Origin of the sequence: Pseudomonas matsuisoli (assembly GCF_014647635.1) — a bacterium.
Classification (GTDB): domain Bacteria; phylum Pseudomonadota; class Gammaproteobacteria; order Pseudomonadales; family Pseudomonadaceae; genus Pseudomonas_P; species Pseudomonas_P matsuisoli.
This window is the reverse complement of sequence record NZ_BMPO01000002.1, coordinates 268,942-285,473: the sequence shown is the minus strand read 5'-3', so window position 1 is coordinate 285,473 and position 16,532 is coordinate 268,942. Positions and strand designations below refer to the sequence as shown.

At 56.9% G+C, this 16,532-nt stretch carries 16 protein-coding genes; 4 read left to right on the top strand and 12 right to left on the bottom strand.

The genetic code is table 11. The features are described from left to right. Window positions 1-32: 32 nt before the first annotated feature. From sctV to IEY47_RS04815, 7 genes are all read right to left on the bottom strand, one after another. Window positions 33-2,165: a type III secretion system export apparatus subunit SctV gene (sctV, locus tag IEY47_RS04845; protein WP_229779214.1), complete on the bottom strand. Its 2,133-nt coding sequence runs from the start codon at window positions 2,163-2,165 to the stop codon at window positions 33-35. Next, window positions 2,162-2,494, bottom strand: a complete 333-nt coding sequence (locus IEY47_RS04840) for a type III secretion protein (RefSeq protein ID WP_188982028.1) — start codon at window positions 2,492-2,494, stop codon at window positions 2,162-2,164. The genes sctV and IEY47_RS04840 overlap by 4 nt, the downstream gene beginning before the upstream one ends. After that, the gene (locus IEY47_RS04835; protein ID WP_188982027.1) at window positions 2,491-2,874 is read right to left on the bottom strand and encodes a hypothetical protein; all 384 of its coding nucleotides are present in this window, start codon (window positions 2,872-2,874) and stop codon (window positions 2,491-2,493) included. Before IEY47_RS04835 ends, IEY47_RS04840 begins: the two co-directional genes overlap by 4 nt. 28 nt (window positions 2,875-2,902) lie before the next feature. Next, window positions 2,903-3,820 (bottom strand): SctD/MshK family protein, encoded by a 918-nt coding sequence (locus tag IEY47_RS04830; protein WP_188982026.1) that lies wholly within the window; start codon window positions 3,818-3,820, stop codon window positions 2,903-2,905. Between the two features lie 127 nt (window positions 3,821-3,947). Continuing rightward, window positions 3,948-4,106, bottom strand: a complete 159-nt coding sequence (locus IEY47_RS04825; protein WP_188982025.1) for a hypothetical protein — start codon at window positions 4,104-4,106, stop codon at window positions 3,948-3,950. 192 nt (window positions 4,107-4,298) lie between these two features. Continuing rightward, entirely contained in the window at window positions 4,299-5,213 is a 915-nt protein-coding gene (locus IEY47_RS04820; protein ID WP_188982024.1) for a bestrophin family protein, read from the bottom strand. A 329-nt stretch (window positions 5,214-5,542) separates the two neighbouring features. After that, a complete protein-coding gene (locus IEY47_RS04815; protein WP_188982023.1) occupies window positions 5,543-6,700 on the bottom strand; it encodes a PilT/PilU family type 4a pilus ATPase in 1,158 nt (385 codons plus the stop codon). 343 nt (window positions 6,701-7,043) lie between these two features. On the opposite strand from IEY47_RS04815, the gene IEY47_RS04810 reads away from it, so the two are divergent. Next, complete coding sequence (locus tag IEY47_RS04810; protein WP_188982022.1) at window positions 7,044-7,901, top strand: LysR family transcriptional regulator; 858 nt, start codon at window positions 7,044-7,046, stop codon at window positions 7,899-7,901. Window positions 7,902-7,905: 4 nt separating this feature from the next. Here IEY47_RS04810 and IEY47_RS04805 read toward each other — a convergent pair whose 3' ends face one another. The 5 genes from IEY47_RS04805 to IEY47_RS04785 all read right to left on the bottom strand — a co-directional run bounded on the left by IEY47_RS04805 (window position 7,906) and on the right by IEY47_RS04785 (window position 13,444). Continuing rightward, a complete protein-coding gene (locus IEY47_RS04805) occupies window positions 7,906-8,853 on the bottom strand; it encodes an AbrB family transcriptional regulator (RefSeq protein WP_229779265.1) in 948 nt (315 codons plus the stop codon). Between the two features lie 237 nt (window positions 8,854-9,090). Beyond that, window positions 9,091-10,176 carry a TauD/TfdA family dioxygenase gene (locus IEY47_RS04800; protein ID WP_188982020.1) on the bottom strand — a complete coding sequence of 362 codons (1,086 nt, stop codon included), beginning with the start codon at window positions 10,174-10,176 and terminating at the stop codon, window positions 9,091-9,093. A 184-nt stretch (window positions 10,177-10,360) separates the two neighbouring features. Beyond that, entirely contained in the window at window positions 10,361-11,881 is a 1,521-nt protein-coding gene (locus IEY47_RS04795) for a tripartite tricarboxylate transporter permease (RefSeq protein WP_188982019.1), read from the bottom strand. Window positions 11,882-11,913: 32 nt separating this feature from the next. After that, on the bottom strand, window positions 11,914-12,387 hold the full coding sequence (locus IEY47_RS04790) for a tripartite tricarboxylate transporter TctB family protein (protein WP_188982018.1): 474 nt from the start codon (window positions 12,385-12,387) through the stop codon (window positions 11,914-11,916). Window positions 12,388-12,472: 85 nt separating this feature from the next. Beyond that, a complete protein-coding gene (locus tag IEY47_RS04785; protein WP_188982017.1) occupies window positions 12,473-13,444 on the bottom strand; it encodes a Bug family tripartite tricarboxylate transporter substrate binding protein in 972 nt (323 codons plus the stop codon). A gap of 522 nt (window positions 13,445-13,966) precedes the next feature. On the opposite strand from IEY47_RS04785, the gene IEY47_RS04780 reads away from it, so the two are divergent. The 3 genes from IEY47_RS04780 to IEY47_RS04770 all read left to right on the top strand — a co-directional run bounded on the left by IEY47_RS04780 (window position 13,967) and on the right by IEY47_RS04770 (window position 16,512). Next, a complete protein-coding gene (locus tag IEY47_RS04780; RefSeq protein WP_188982016.1) occupies window positions 13,967-14,827 on the top strand; it encodes an isocitrate lyase/PEP mutase family protein in 861 nt (286 codons plus the stop codon). Window positions 14,828-14,946: 119 nt separating this feature from the next. Next, window positions 14,947-15,225 carry a peptidylprolyl isomerase gene (locus IEY47_RS04775; RefSeq protein WP_188982314.1) on the top strand — a complete coding sequence of 93 codons (279 nt, stop codon included), beginning with the start codon at window positions 14,947-14,949 and terminating at the stop codon, window positions 15,223-15,225. A 69-nt stretch (window positions 15,226-15,294) separates the two neighbouring features. Then, the gene (locus tag IEY47_RS04770) at window positions 15,295-16,512 is read left to right on the top strand and encodes a sugar MFS transporter (RefSeq protein WP_188982015.1); all 1,218 of its coding nucleotides are present in this window, start codon (window positions 15,295-15,297) and stop codon (window positions 16,510-16,512) included. Window positions 16,513-16,532: the final 20 nt, after the last annotated feature.

Here is a 16,532-nt window from a genome sequence, read left to right as displayed (position 1 = left end):
GTTAATACTCACATCGACTCCTGGGACAACGATCAAGACGCGGCGGCGATTGCGGCGGTGGTTCGTTCGGAAACGGGGCGATAACCCGCGGGTAACTCGATAACGGCCAATGGCTGCACGGCGTATTCCCGGGACAAATCCTGGTAGCACATGACAGGTACATCGAGGTCGTTCCTCACCAGTAACTGGCGGACATAACGGCGGATGTCCGGCGAGGTCATCACTACCGGAGCAAGGCCGGAACGCAATTCGCCATACAGCGCCTGCAACTGACTGACCAGACTACGCGTCAGGCCCTCGGGCAAGGACTGATTGCGGTCGTTGCGCCGCAGGGCCTGGCGAATGGCATCTTCCAGAGGGCGCGCGAGCGTATAGGCGGCAATGAGTCGGTTGGTATCCGCATGCCCATGACAGATGTGTCGGCTCAGCGCGGCGCGAGCGTACTCGCTGAGCACATGCACTTCGAGATCACGTGGGCCCTGCTCCACGAACGTCTCGAGCAGCACGCGCATGTTACGCAGCGAAATGCCTTCATCCAGCAAGCGCCGGAAGACCTCCGAAATTTTCTGTAGGGAGGTGACCCGCTGCGCCTCTTTGAGCAGCTCCGAATAGTCGCCTTCCATGCGTGACAACAGCTGCCGCGTTTCCTGGATGCCAATGAATTCCGCGGCATAGCGCGTCAGTGCGCGCGCCAGGTAATCACCTAATACCGTTGCTGGCTCCTGGAACGATACGCCCGCTTCGTCGAGTTTCGTCCGCTGACTTTCCGGGACCCACAACGAGGGTTGCTTGCCTTCGAGCACCGCGCCTTCATCACTGTCGATCGACAAAATCTGCAACGTCGCGGCGTCATCCAAAACACGCACGCGGTGAGCGGGAACATTCGCCTCGCAGACCGGAACCCCTTCGATATCCACGCCGAACCGGCCTTCGCCCGCGGCGGGATCGATGCGTACGCCAACCCGAGGCAGCTCGATGCCCAAGGTGTCCATCACCCGGCCGCGCGCCTGCTCGGCCTCTTGGCGCAGGATGCTCAAAGGTGTCGTTTCGCGCATGCTCTCGCTTATCCAAAGCGTGACGCGGCAGTCGACGTCCCCGACATCTTCGGTGGGTTCTGCAACCGTTTGCAACACCGTCGCCTCGGCAGGAACGCTCTCTGGAAGCGTTTCCGCAGACGGGTTCGACGCCTGATGCTTACGACTCAAGCTGTACGCCACACCGGCTAATACCACGCCGAGTACGAGGAATACGGCCGTTGGAAAACCAGGAATGAATGCGACGATGCATAAAACGGCCGCCGTTAGCGCCAGCGCCTGATGGTTGGCACCCAGTTGCGAAACGATTTCGCTGCCCAGATCGCGATGATCGTCGGAGGCCACCCGCGTCACCACGGTACCGGCAGCAACTGCAATCAACAGCGCAGGAATTTGTGCGATCAAGCCGTCGCCAACGGTCAACAACGAGTAGGTTTGAATGGCTTCCGAAAAAGGCATTCCGAGCTTGAGCATCCCGATCAGCAAGCCACCGAGCAGGTTGACGAAGAGAATGACCAGCCCCGCGATGGCATCGCCCTTGACGAATTTCATGGCGCCGTCCATCGCGCCATACAGCTGGCTCTCCCGTTCCAATAAAGAGCGGCGCCGGCGCGCCTCGGGTTGATCGATATCGCCATTGCGCAGGTCGTTATCGATGCTCATCTGTTTGCCGGGCATTGCATCCAAGGTGAAACGCGCCGCGACTTCTGCCACGCGTTCGGCGCCCTTGGTGATGACCAGGAACTGCGCGACGGTGATGATCAAGAACACGACGAGACCGATCACGACTTCGCCCGCGATGACAAACTCGCCAAAGGCCGCGACGATTTCGCCCGCGTCGCCCTCGAGCAGGATGAGCCGCGTCGTCGCGATGGATAACGCCAGACGAAACAAAGTACTCAACAAGATGACTGGTGGCAGCGCAGAGAAATCGACCGCGCGCGACAAATAGAACGCGACGAACAGCACCAGGATGCTGAACGAGATATTCAGCCCGATGAGCAAGTCGACCATCACGGTCGGCAACGGGATGATCATCATGATGATCGCCATCATCATGAACGCCGCGATGACGACGCCGCTGCTGCGTGAGGCCGCAGCCGCCACGCGGTTCAACGAGGTAAGCTTCACGTTTCGGCTCTCCTCTTCAAGTAGTGTCGAAAGCAGTCCCGTGCATGTTCGCGTTCCCCGAGCAGCCAAAGCGCGCGGCTGCGCAGTAAGAGATGGTCACGCTGTTCAGCTTCCAGTTGCGCAAGTCGGTCCAGCCCGAGCAAGGCGCGGCGGCCGTCGCCCGTGGCGAGAAAGCCGCCTATGAGCGTGCGCAGAATGCCGGCATCCGTAGGGGCCAGCTGCATGGCGAGCAGCAGTAGCGCCAGCCCTCGCCGCGGTTGGCCGCCACGGGAATACAGATCGCCTTTTACCTGCAGCCAACGCGCGGCATCGAGATCGCTTGGGGTCAAGGGACAGCTTCCATTTCAGGTTCGAGCAACGCCATCAGTTCGCATTGCTGGTCGAGCTCTTCGCTCAGGAGCTTTTCGATGACGCGCGAGGTTTCAACGTCATGCCCAAGTGACGGCAAGACCTCCTGGATCAGGTAGTCGAGTACTTCGATCGACCGTGCACCGCCGAGAATGGAGGTGTCCTCCAGGCGCGGCAGGGTCGCATCCTGAATCTCGCGCAACAGCGAACGCACATCGACGGAGCGTCGCGCGCGAATCGCACGTTCGAATGACTCGCGTGCCGCCCCCTGGGTCGGTGGAACCAAGCGGTGAACGGCATCGGTATGGGGTGTCGCTTCGGGCGAAAGGCGTCGAGCGCCGTTGTGCGATTCGACCCTCACGAAATGTGCTCCAGGATGACTACGTACTTCATAAGGTCAGACTGAACTCCTGGCCATCGCGCGCCAGAATCACGCGGTCAGCTTCGATGCGCTGCAGCATCCAGCCATCACTCACGGCGGCGCCGGGGTACAAGCGCTGTCCGCGCTCGCCGATCACATAAGGATTCTTGCCGCTCCAGATGGCCTGGAAACGAACACGAGGGTTGGCCGCGACTTCTCTTAGTCGAACCGTCCCGTGCAACAGGTGCGTCCGCCCATAGGTTTCGTCGAACCAGCGCTGGACGCCGCGCCATTGCTCCATTTCGCGGACGTTGACCTCGCCACCAACTTGGAGATAGGAGCCCTGTGCATCGACGCGAAGGTGATCCAAGCCAGCTTCGCCAAGTCGGGTTTTCAACGCGGATACAGGCGCTTCGGTCTGCGGCAAGGCAGCTGACGCTGCTACTGGCGTCACCACGGCAGGCGGCGCTTTTGGCGCAGACGCATCGGCGTCGCTCATGGCGATGAAGGGATACAGCAGCAAGCAGATACCCGCGACCCCTCCTCCCGCGACGGCCGCATTGCGGTTGAACCAGGAAGCCAGCGCCGGAAAGCGCAACGAGCGGCGTACGCCGTCGGGTGCGGCCAATGCGATGACGACCGCACCCGCCTGGATGCGCATCGGCAGTCGGCCTTTGTAGCCACTGCCCTTAACGACATCCACTTCGTCGACGCGCACATCGGCGCCAGTCGCTTCAACGGTGACCGATTGGGCTTTGCCAAAGCGAAGTGTGAAGTGTTGGCTCGCGATGTCGGAGTCGGACAGGATCACGTCGCAATCGGCGCTCGACCCCACCTTCCATTCGGCTTGGTCTAACGACAGCGAGGCGCCGGCATGGGCACCGGCAAGCACGACAAAACGCGGCAACGACAACGGTGCCACGGCGGTTTGGGGAGAGACGGCCATTGATTCGGAATCCTGAAAAAAGCGTCACGAAGCGAACGGCCATGGGTTGGCTGTTGCAGAAAAGGCTTCGTGAAAAGAATTCGGGATGGAACGAAGGGGCGGCGCCGAAGCACCGCCCCATCGCGAATCAGTTCTGAGGACGCTGCTTGGTGGCGTCGAGCTCAGTCTTCTTCTCAGTCGTGATCTCAGTGATCTTGGCCGACTTCTCGATAGCCGCGTCGAAAGCAGCTTCCATTTTGGCGATAGCGGCGTCTGAACTGCTGGCAGAAGGATTTACAGTACTCATATCGATGTCTCCTTTGGGGATAGATAGACATGCGCAAACTGCTACTACATTGATGCAGACACTGCACATCGCCGAACCCCGTGCATGGCATGCTTCGTGTTCGGCAGGGTCAGAATGCAGATGTAACGTGACGGTTTAATGGCTAAATAGAGCGTCGCGACATTTTTCCGCCTATCCCCGTTTTCTTTCTTCCTAGCCGCGAGGCAACTCGCCGGCGACATCAGCGTGCGCGTCTCGCAGCATCGAATCGAGGTTCTTCTCGATCGTATCGCACAGCTTATCCATGGTGATCTGGTGCTCGCTCTTCTGGAACGGGCTCTGGAGGTCAGTGCCGATTCGTTCGATCGCCAACAGCATGAATCCCACGACAGTCGAGGCCAGCGGGGTAAACCAGCCGAGGGTTTCGACCAATCCAATGGGTACCAGCACGCAAAACAGCGTGACGAATAGGCGTGGGAAGTAAACGTAAGGATATGGAAGCGGCGTATTGGCGATGCGCTCCATGCCGCCTTGGCAATTGGAGATGTCCACCAGGGTCGCCTCGAGACGCTCTAGGCGGATGCTATCGAGCCGGCCAGCCTTGTATTCCTGCGCAAGAATCGCGGCAGAGCCAGTCAGGATGTCGTTGGGGAAATTGTTGGTCTTGTCGCGCTGCTCAAACTCGCGAGCGGGCAGGAACGCTCGAATCTCATCCCCGTACGCTTCGCCCTTGAGATTGGATGCCAAGCAATTGATGTACGCGACATGACGCCGCAACAGCTTAGCCTTTATGGGGTTGAGGCCATCATCATCGTCGATCAGGGTCAGCACTTGGCGGGCGAAGCTGCGTGAGCTGTTGACCAGCAACCCCCAAAGCGTTCTGGCTTCCCACCAGCGGGCATAGGCACTGCTGTTGCGAAAGCTGGTCAGCACCACGAGCGCTGAACCAAGCAATGTGAGCGGAATGGCAGGCATGCTGAAGCTTGGGTCGACGAAAAGCATGAAGTCGACCGTCACAATGATGTCCCAGATCAGCAACCAGACGAGCGACCAGCCCGTATAGCGGACGGTCGCGAAAAGAAAACGGATGTTTTTCAGAGTGAACCTCTCTCGCTGGTGATACAGCATCGTCAATTCGAAGAGGGCGGCCAGGCGCGCCGCCGCAACCTTCGCACAGGAGCTGTGACGTGTATTTGAACGGCAAGGTTCGGAGGGATAACCGATCAATAAGTGACGACAGATGTACGCGAGGAAACGTGGCGAGTGATGGATCGCCTCCTGTGCGAGAGGCGGGGCTCGGCACAGGTAGGGTCTGTTGGAGAAGGCGACTGAAGTCGCCCCTACAGTGACGGCGTTGGTCCGACGGTTTTTTGTAAGGGCGACGGGGCGGCCGTCCGTTTCAGTCGCCCGCGATCGATCAGAAAATACTGACTGTTATTACACCAACTCAGTGAGGCCTATCGCTCGTCGTCCAAATCTTCCAACCGCAAACCGCTGCCCCAATTCGCGGCGCCGCTGCCCTTGGCTTCCACAGGATCGGCGGCCAGCTCTCCCCCCTCGCGATGCAGCTTCAAACGCAGCCTGACATTGTTGGCGGAGTCCGCATTCTTGACCGCTTCGTCTTCACTTATCGCGCCCTCGTGCACGAGGTCGATCAATGCCTGATCGAAGGTTTGCATGCCAAGGTTGCGTGAGCGCTCCATGATTTCCTTTAATTCGGAAAACTCGTTGCGGTGGATCAGATCGCGGATGGTCGGCGTCCCGAGCATGATTTCCACCGCAGCGCGGCGCTTGCCGTCGACGGTCTTCACCAACCGCTGCGAGACGAACGCCCGCAAGTTGTTGCCCAGGTCGTTGAGCAACTGCGGCCGGCGGTCCTCCGGGAAAAAGTTGATGATTCGGTCCAGCGCCTGGTTGGCGTTGTTGGCGTGCAACGTCGAAATGGCCAAGTGACCCGTATCCGCGAAGGCCAGCGCATGCTCCATGGTTTCACGGTCGCGAATCTCGCCGATGAGGATGACGTCTGGTGCCTGACGGAGCGTATTCTTCAACGCGGCATGGAAGCTTCGCGTATCGACGCCTACTTCCCGCTGGTTGATGATGGACTTCTTGTGCCGGTGAACGTACTCGACCGGGTCTTCGATCGTGATGATGTGTCCACTGCTGTTGCGGTTGCGGTAGTCGATCAACGCGGCGAGCGATGTGGATTTGCCCGAACCGGTAGCCCCCACGAACAACACCAGCCCACGCTTTTCCATGATCGTTTCGAGCAATACCGGCGGTAACTTCAGATCTTCGAAGCGTGGAATGTCCAGTTTGATGTTCCGCGCCACGATGGACACTTCGTTGCGCTGTTTAAAGATGTTCACCCGGAAACGCCCGATACCGTGGAGCGACAACGCTAGGTTCATCTCCAGGTCACGCTCGAAGGCGATCTTCTGCTCCGTATCCATGATGCTGTCCGCAATCTCCGCGATCGCGCCCGCCTTCAACGCCTCGCTTCCGACTGGACGCAACACCCCATTGAATTTCGCACAGGGCGGCGCGCCCGTGGACAAGTAAAGGTCGGAGCCATCCTGGCTGGCGAGGATTTTCAGAAGTGATTGCAGATCCATGGCGTGTCCGTCGAATGCGTTGCAACAGAGGGTATGGGCAGGCTCCATCGGAGCGACTTTTCAAAACATAGGCCGCTACGGCCTAATGCGCGAATCTATGTAAATGGCGGGCAGCTGACAATTGCCTTCCTTACCACTGGAAATATGCCCCGATCTTCGGTATGGCATGGATCGTATCCAGTGGGGAAGGCACTGACGTCCCCATGTCAAAGAAAGGGTATATATCGCTATCCGTAAGCCTGGCCATACGGTGATCCCGAGAGATTCGCCCGGCGTGTGAAACATTAGAAAAAGTGGCTGAAGCCAAAAACCCAACAAATACAATAAGAGTTGCCATTCGACTATGCGCATTGATTATTTCGTGACCCTCCAGAAGGTGATTGCCAGCGGGAGTTTTGCGCTCGCTGCAAAAGAGGTCCATGTGACGCCAAGCGCGGTCAGTATGCAGATCAAGACATTGGAGCGTTACTTTGGCCAAAGCCTGTTCAATCGAACAGGCCAGAATGTCCAAGCTACCCCCTTCGCCATTGAGCTCAATCGCGAGATGACGTCCGTGGTTAGCTATCTACAGAGGCTTCGTGGCTCTTCGGCAGGTCGGTTGGAAGGAACGCTCAAATTAGGCACTGTCGGGCTGATGCAGCCCGTGGTGCTTCCACACCTATTCGGTAACCTGAAAAAGAATGGTCACAACATTCGTATCGTCTGTAGCCCAGGCCGGTCGCAGGATTTAATCGAAGCGGTAAAGGTCGGCCAACTCGATGCGGCGATCGTGGCAGAGCCGGAACAAGCACGCCGCAAGCAGTTGGAATGGCAAGTTATCCGGGAAGAACAGTTCTATTTGATAACGCCACCGAACATCGATTACGTAATCGGGCAAACGGATCCGTCTGATTGGGGATGGGTAGGCTACGACCGGGCGAGTGAATTGGGCCGGCTGTCCAAGCGCATTGCGGAGAGCACCTTCAATGCCTCGCCTCCTTTGATCGAATTGCAATCACTGCCAGCGGTGATATCGATGGTCGCATCGGGCTTCGGTATGGCAGTTGTCGTGCTACCAGAGGCAACGATGGCCAATCACTACGGCGTCAATGTCTATCCATTATCAGACGAAAAACCGCGCCTGCGTTTTTCGCTCGTGACGCGGAAGCTCGAAAAAGACAGTGCACTCATCGACGAGATCAAGCGATGCATTGCTCGCTGAACGCTCAAGGAGCGCCGCCACGACTGCCGCGCGCTGACAACCAACGCGCCCAGATCGGGGCAAAAAACATGAGAACCACCAGCCGAAGCAGGTGATGAAACGCTACGAACGTGGGGTCCAGATCCAAGGCGACGGCAAGTATCGCGAGTTCGCCGATGCCTCCGGGCGCCACGGCAAGAATTGCAACAGCGCGTGATACGCCAACAACTTGATGGATCGCTTCGGCAAATACCGCAAGCACTAGCAAGGAAATAAGCGTAGCAATGGACGCGCCGTATAAGTGGTGCGCCAGGAGCGTTCGCGACATACCTTGAAAACGCGAGCCAATAGCGCATCCAAGTACAAGTAGCATTCCGTTCTGTGTCCAGTTGGGCAGCACGAAATGTGCAGTGTCGGTTGCCGAGAGCGATGCGGAGAGAAGCAACGGAGCCAACAGTGCAGGAGTTGGTAAACGACATCGCCGACCAATCCCGATGAGGAGTGGCAAAAGCAGCAACAGGTACAGCGCGGACGCATCCTTCTGCGAAGCATCGTTTGCGCCGACCGAACCGGCCCCCTGCTGAAACCAAAACAACGGCGGCAGTATCAGTAATACCAGCACCACCCGTAACGATTGTGAGATCGCGATTTTTCGAGGGTCGCCGCCACAGGCTTCGCCCATCGTAATCATGGCGGTCATGGCCCCAGGGGCGGACGCGAACCAGGCGGAAACTGGATCGAATCCCGTACGGCGATACCAGCTTGCACACGCCGCAGTCGAACACCCTACTCCGATCAAAAGCAGCACGGCCGAGACCGGCCAATCGAGTAGGCGCGCGGCCAAATCAGGCGAGACCTGGGCTCCTAGTATCAGACCCAGGACACCTAGAAACGCCAGTCGTAACGACTCGGGAACACCAACCGCGAAGCCTCTGATAGAGGCAATAAGATTCCCTACCAAGGGCCCCAGCATCCATGGGAGCGGCAACGAGCATAGATCGAACAGTGCACCGGAAAACAGGCCGATCGAAAGGGCGTGAAACAACGGACGTAAGGAGGAAGACGTCACAAAGGTCATAGCACCCGCAAAACCATCTCATGAATATCGGCGGCCAGATCGTCCCGGTTGACGAGCGTAGCAACGGTATACCGCCACGCTCGTCAGGGAGGCTAACGATGTAGACACTGCCGGACCGTGCCGATCATGCTCTCAGCTAAAGACATTGAACATGCCGTGATGGGAAGCTTGCCGGCGCTCGTAGCTCAGGAACTCCGGTCCAATATTTTTACCCCGGTTCCCTCCCCGCACCGAGCCGGGGCGCACATCTTTAAATGCTGAGACCCAGTTACCTGGCAGCGGCTGTGAGTTGGGTACGTTCAACCAGAGTCGTAACAAATGCCGTTTAAGGGACTCGTCCTCGTAGTCCTCGAAATCCGTTCTCGAGTGCACTACTGTGAAGTTGTTCAACAGCTGCATATCGCCCTTCTGGATGTCCATTGAGTAGCAGAAGCGAGGATCGGATAGCAGCTCGTCAAGGTAATCCAGCACTTCGATTTGCTGGCTTGTCAGACGGGGAACATCTTCGAAGTAGTTTTGAGCCGCGGTGATGTTCTTTCGATTGGTCCGAAAAGCCCGGTAGCCATCGACCTCACCGTATATAGGACATGGATAAACGCCGGGCTCATCATCCGAGCCCGCGCCTTGTAGGCTGAAATAAAAGGAGCTGCGAATGGCTTCGTCCAGGTCTGGCCGGGTGCGCATGATTTCATCGTGTATAGCGAGGGAGCTGGTGATCAGACTTGTGCCGCCGCTTTTAGCCGGATGCAGGCACAGCAATGACACGACATCGCAGAAATCCACGTGGAAGTCCAAACCTGCGTTTGTGTTGTAGCCGCGCCCACCGTCGACCTTGTAGCTACCGCCCGCATCCTTGACCGACGTCATGATGTCACTGGTCTTGTTCTGGGTTCGAGCCACGCCCATGTGCAGACCGATACCCCAGTACAGGCGTTGCAACTCGTCGACTGACCAACGTTCAACGGGTATTCCCTTGATAAGACAAAATCCCCAGTCGCGCTGGGTGGCGTCAAATGCGGAACGGAACGCATCGTAAGCTCGTGTACCTATCGGGAAGTCGCTCGTGGTCATTTCAAGCAGCGGTTTGCCGCTCTCGATCGCGTGTCGAAGCGCAGCATCGAGATCGTCGGCGATAGCTGGATCCAACGGACGAATCCAGCTGCTATCGTTGGCCACCTCTTCGGCAACCCACGGGCGGCATTTTTGTTGTTGTGACATAAAGCCCTCATAGCAGCAGTGTGTAGAGTCTTCACTTTATTCACAGCCACTCCGACAACATAACTAATTATGTTTGATCTTGACCTAAGGAAAACTTGTGTGCGGTTTAAACGCATAAAAAAGCCCAATATGACTTGGGCTTTTTTATGCGTTTAACGAGCGCCATGCTCAGCATGTTGCCGAATCATGAATAACTCGATTTGAGGGCTCTTCGTTTGCGCAGGTTATTTTTAACCAGCGGTTTAATCATGGAAAACAAAACGACGGCAAGCGTCACCGCGGCCAGCGAGATAGAGAGCGCACTGGGAAATAGCGAAGACCACTCGTTGTTTCCAAGCAGCATTGCCAGGCGGAGGTTTTCTTCAGCCATTGGCCCCAGCATCACACCCAGCACGATAGGTGCAAGGGGTATCTCGAAATGGGCCAAAATCATCCCGATCAAACCAAACACAAGCAATAGGTAGACGTCGAACATACTGTTATTCACGGAATACACACCAACGATACTCAATGAGAGCACCATAGGAATGAGCATGGCTGACGGGATATCGAGCACGCGGACGAAATAACGGGCGCCCCATACACCGATGGGCAACAACAGCATCGCGGTAATCAGCATCTGCAACATGAACCCATACACAATGATGGGCGAGTCTTGGAACAAAGCCGGACCGGGTTGTAAGCCATGGACCAATAGGCCACCCAGAATTACCGCGGAAACAGAGCTGCCAGGAATACCCAACGTCAATGCCGGTACCAACGCCGCGCTGTTGTCGGCATTGTTGCCACATTCGGCCGCCGCGACGCCTTCTTCGGCGCCATGGCCAAATCGCTCGGGAGATTTGGACGAGCGCTTTGCCTCGTTGTAGCTCAAGAAAGAGGCCATGTTGCCTCCCACGCCAGGCAGCAGCCCAACGAACACTCCTATTACCGACGATTTACATAACGTCGGAAGTAACCGACGGAGCACTCCGGAACCCGATCCGACCTCAGTGGCCGCAGCGGTACGGGGAGCCTTGGCATCGCCTTGTAGTGCTCTGATGGCGAGTTTGATCGTAGGCGGAATACCGAACAAACCGATCAAGACAACGACGATGTTCACGCCATTGGTCAGCTCTACGAAGCCAAAGGTAAACCGCTCCTGCCCTGTGATGGTGTCGATTCCAACCAAGCCGATGATCAAACCGAACGCTGCGGCAAATACCCCTTTGGCGACATTGGTTCCCATCAGCAGCGCCAAGCTCAGCAAGCCAAACAGCGCCACCCAGAAGTAGTCGGATGGACCAAAAGCCAAGGTCACTTTTGCCAGGGGCGGTGCCAGCGATAACAACGCAAGCGCACTAGCGATACCGCCGAACGTCGATGCCACCACTGCGATTCGCAACGCGAGCCCACCCTTGCCCTGCTCCGACATGGGATGCCCATCCAGCACCGTCGCCACGGACGCAGGGGTGCCAGGCACGCCGAGAAGGATCGAAGGAATGGCCCCGCCGTACATTGCGCCGTTATAGATGCCTGCCATTAGGCCTAGCCCAACCAATGGATCGAGCCCAAAACTAAGCGGGATAAGGATGGCAATTCCCATGGTGGCGCTGAGTCCCGGCAATGCACCAATGCAAACGCCGAGCAACGTCCCGCCAAGCATGGCTAACGCGTTCGCGGGTTGCAGGACTGTAAGGAGCGCGTCGAAAAGGTGCTCGAACATGGCACGTATCCCCTGTATTTATTTTAATTAGGTCAGTACAACCAACCACTGGGAAGCCGTTTGCCGAACCCTTCGACAAAGACGAGGAATACGCCGATTTCAAAAAAAAGCGTGATTAGCAATACCTTCTTCCACTCCCGGTATTTCAACAATACCGGTATGAGAATAAGCATGACGGTCGCCCCGCTGAAATATCCCAGATACGGCGTAACGAGAACGGCCGCGGCTAAGATCAGAAATACCAGCGCAATGGGCTTCAAGGTGGCCGAGTCGATACCCAACGAGGGCGCTCTTGTCGAGGACTTGACCGCTCGGACGAGCGCTTTTAGAAGCAGTCCAATGCCGGCCACCAGCATCACGCCACAGATCGCTACGGGCAGTAATTGCCCCTCGCCGGTAATGCCCATGGTTTGAAAAAGAAAAAAGGTGCCCGATGCGATCATGGCTAACGCCAACAGAAAATCGTTGTTCCGATCACCGAGGTTCAACCGCTGACTGATATTCATGTCATCCCACCTTACGTTCGGCCCGATACCTCACACAGGGGCGCGCGGATTTCCAACACGCACGGCCCTGGCGTTCCCCCGACAGCTACTTTTTCACCCACGGATGAGACGACCACAACTCAGTCATCTCAGTCTGTAGCAGCTTCGCTTGTCGAGCCATCTGCTCCGGCGATTGATAGGTAAGTAGGTACATGCGTTTACGTGCGTCAGCGGCAAACGTTTCATCTTCTGCAACGGCCTTCACCGCGGCCTGCAACTTGTCTACGACATCGCTCTCCAGCCCGGCTGGCGCCACCAGACCTCTGTACGACCCACCGATTATGTCGTAACCCTGTTCTTGAAAGGTCGGTGCATCTGCCGAACCTTCGATACGCTTATCGGACATAATGCCCAGTACACGAACATCTCCCGAAGCGACGAGGTCGGCGGCCTCGCTGAAGCCCATCACACTCGCCGATACATGGCCACCAAGCAACGCTGCACGGCTCCGAGCGCCACCATTGAACGGTATGTTGTTGAGTTTGATATCGGCCTTCATGAGGAAACGCTCGAAAGAGGTGTGCTGCGCGCCGCCCAGTCCAGGATTACTCACTGTCAATTTGCCAGGATTTGCCTTCGCATATTCGACCCAGTCCTTGAGGGTTTTGAATTCGCTGCTCGATTTGACGAACACTGCAGTCGGGTCGAAGACGAGGTTGCCAAGGTAGGTGAAGTTATCGAGTGAATAGGCAGGGGTACGTTCGATGATCGGATTGATGACGCCGGGCATGTTCACCATGCCGATGGTGTACCCATCAGGCCTTGCCCGAGCAATCTCCGTATAACTGACTTCGCCAGCACCGCCAGGACGGTTGAGGACTGCAATCGAGGCATCACCAAGCTGTTGCTGTAGATAAGGTGCGACCATCCGCGCCAACACATCGGTGCTGCCTCCGGCCGAATAGCCCACTACGAAATCGATATCGCGTGCGGGGTAATCAGAGGCCGAGGCCGAAATCGCGAAAAGGCTGGAAGCCAACAGCCCTGCCATCAGGTTGATCCGTATTTTTGTTTTCATCGTTCGCCTTATTTGTAATTGTCGATATAAGCGGCACGCAACTTTAGCCTAGGAGCTGACGCCGCCGTCCACAAACGAAAAAAAATTGAACTGGACGCAATAAAATTTGGGGATGGGGTCGATCACCACCAGTAATGATCTACACAGCGAATAGCTATAAAAGCCCCGCCATAGAAACATCCCGCTGGCATTTAGCATTATTTGAATCCGCTAACGTCGATGACCTCAAAACAAGAAAACTATATGCGCGCCTCCTCGTTGGAGCCCGCTAACGCTTTGCATTAGGTAACTCATTCGCCTCTAATCAAAGCATCTGCTCTTACGAACAGATACAGCATATCGGCCCACGTCAACGATAAACGGACCCCGGTTCAATACCTTTTTTCACGCAACGGCAACCTGCTATGGCGCCGTAGCCTGTCCGCTATGCGAATGCCCGGCAGACAGAACGGTCGCTTTCAACTGCCCATTACACGCGAACCTAGCTAGCCCTCTAACAATTCGAAAATCCAGGAGCTATAGATGTCGATTTTGTCCCAACTCGAGCAAACCACAGAGGCCTTGGTCGTACCTGGCATCTACGACGCGTTCACCGCCAGGCTCGCAGAGGAAGCGGGCTTCGCTTGCTTGTATCTCTCGGGAGCCAGCCTCGCTTACACCCGGCTGGGATCTCCAGATTTGGGGCTAGTCACGATGACCGAAGTCGCCGATACCATCGCGGCCATCACTGACCGAGTCGATGCGGCCCTGATCGTCGATGGGGATACCGGGTACGGCAATGCACTGAATGTGAAACGAACAATGCGCGTGTTCGAGCGCGCAGGCGCCGCAGCCATTCAACTTGAAGACCAGACGTTCCCAAAGCGATGCGGCCATCTCAAAGGCAAGTCGCTGATCGCCGCAACGGAAATGGTCGGCAAGATCCGCGCAGCGGCTGACGCTCGACGGCACTCTGATACGTTGATCATTGCAAGAACGGACGCGATTGCCGTCGAAGGATTCGCTAGCGCGCTCGACCGTGCTGAACAGTACCTGGAGGCAGGAGCGGATATTTTATTCATCGAAGCCCCCGAGAGTCGCGAGCAGCAAGAACTCATTGGTGAGCGTTTCGCCAGTCGCGTTCCGCTTTTAGCCAACATGGTAGAAGGTGGCCGTACGCCCTTAGCAGACTCAGCCTCCCTAGGCCGACTCGGCTTCAAGCTGGCGCTGTATCCGGGCGGTATGGCTCGCGCTCTATTGCGTCAGGCGAACGCCTATCTGTCCAGTCTCAAGCGGCATGGCACCACCGAGCCATTCCGTGAGCAAATGGCCAATTTCGACGAATTGAATGATGCGATCGGCCTTCCTCAAATGCTCGCGGATGCCAAACGTTACGAAGCCTAATCAATGATCTTTACCCCGGCGGAAACCGAATGCGGTTCAGCCGGGATGGATTCATTCGCACGCCACGTGCCACTGGAACGTACAATGTTGGCCTACGCATCAACGTTAAGGGGTTGAGCATGCCCAAAGCCATGGCCCGCCACATCTTGGTCAAGACGCAGGACGAAGCCGAGCAACTAAAGAAGCGTCTGGCGGCAGGCGAAGCGTTCGACGTACTGGCCCGCAAACATTCCACTTGCGCCTCGGCCAAGCGGGGTGGTGATCTCGGAGAGGTTCGTCCTGGACAGTTGGTACGTAGCGTCGAGCAGGTCGTGTTCAAGAAGCCGTTGCGTGTGGTTCACGGGCCGGTCAAGAGCGCGTTCGGTTATCACCTTATCCAGGTCTTCTACCGCGAATGACCTGAACACCCGCCCTGCTCCAGGGTCTGTTCCCTCATGCGCGTTACGCGCAACAGACACGGAGCGCTCATGCCAAGCAGTCAACAGTCCTATCGCGGCCCTTTGATGGTCCTCACCCTGCTGTTTTTCATGTGGGGGCTCATTACCTCACTGAACGACATCCTCATCCCTCATTTGAAGGGCGTCTTCACCCTCTCTTATTTTCAAGCATCGCTGATTCAGTTCTGCTTTTTCACGGCGTATTTCGTGGTGTCTTTTCCCGCGGGGCGCTTAGTCGAACGGGTGGGCTACAAGACGGGGATCATCGTCGGCCTAGGTACCGCTGCCGTAGGCTGCCTGCTCTTCTATCCCGCGGCGGGTGCTCATTCGTACGGCTTTTTCCTGACGGCGCTGTTCGTATTGGCGGCTGGCATTACCGTGTTGCAAGTATCGGCCAACCCTTACGTGAACATACTGGGTAAGCCTGAAACCGCGGCTAGCCGCTTGAATCTGACCCAGGCATTCAACGCTCTAGGTACCACCGTTGGCCCCCTGGTCGGGGCGGTCACAATTCTTGCGCTGGTGGAAAGTGATCCCACCGCGCACTCGGTACAGATGCCGTACCTGATTCTCGCGGGAATGCTAATTGCGCTCGCGGTCGTGATTGGTCTGTTTCGATTGCCTATCATCAAGGACGCCGACGGCGACTCCGACACGGCGTCGACCCGCGTCCAGCACGACTCCATCTGGAAGTACCGGCATCTGGTGCTGGGGGTCGTCGCCCTTTTCATGTACGTCGGCGCGGAAGTCTCCATCGGCAGCTACCTGGTGAGCCTGATGGAAATGCCCGAGATTGGTGGCCTCGATAGCCAGACCGCCGGCAAATACCTTGCGTTCTATTGGGGCGGCGCCATGATCGGTCGCTTCCTGGGTGGGTTTGTGATGCGCTGGATCAAACCCAACCTTGCCCTGACGTTCAACGCCGTAATGAACATCGTGCTGATCAGCAGCGCGCTTGTTCTGGGCGGCAAAATGGCGATGTGGTTGCTGATCGCCGTTGGCTTCTTCAACTCGATCATGTTTCCCACCATCTTCTCGCTGGGCTTGAAAGACTTGGGGCATTTCACGGCTAAGGGCTCGGGGCTTCTGTGCATGGGCATCGTGGGCGGTGCACTGATTCCGCCAATCCAGGGACTCTTCGCGGACGGGCTCGGACTGCTCACGTCGTTCTTCGTACCCATAGCCTGTTACGTGTACATCTGCTTTTATGGCCTCAAGGGACACGCCATGGGCCTCCCGAAAAATTGATATCGAATATCCAATAACTT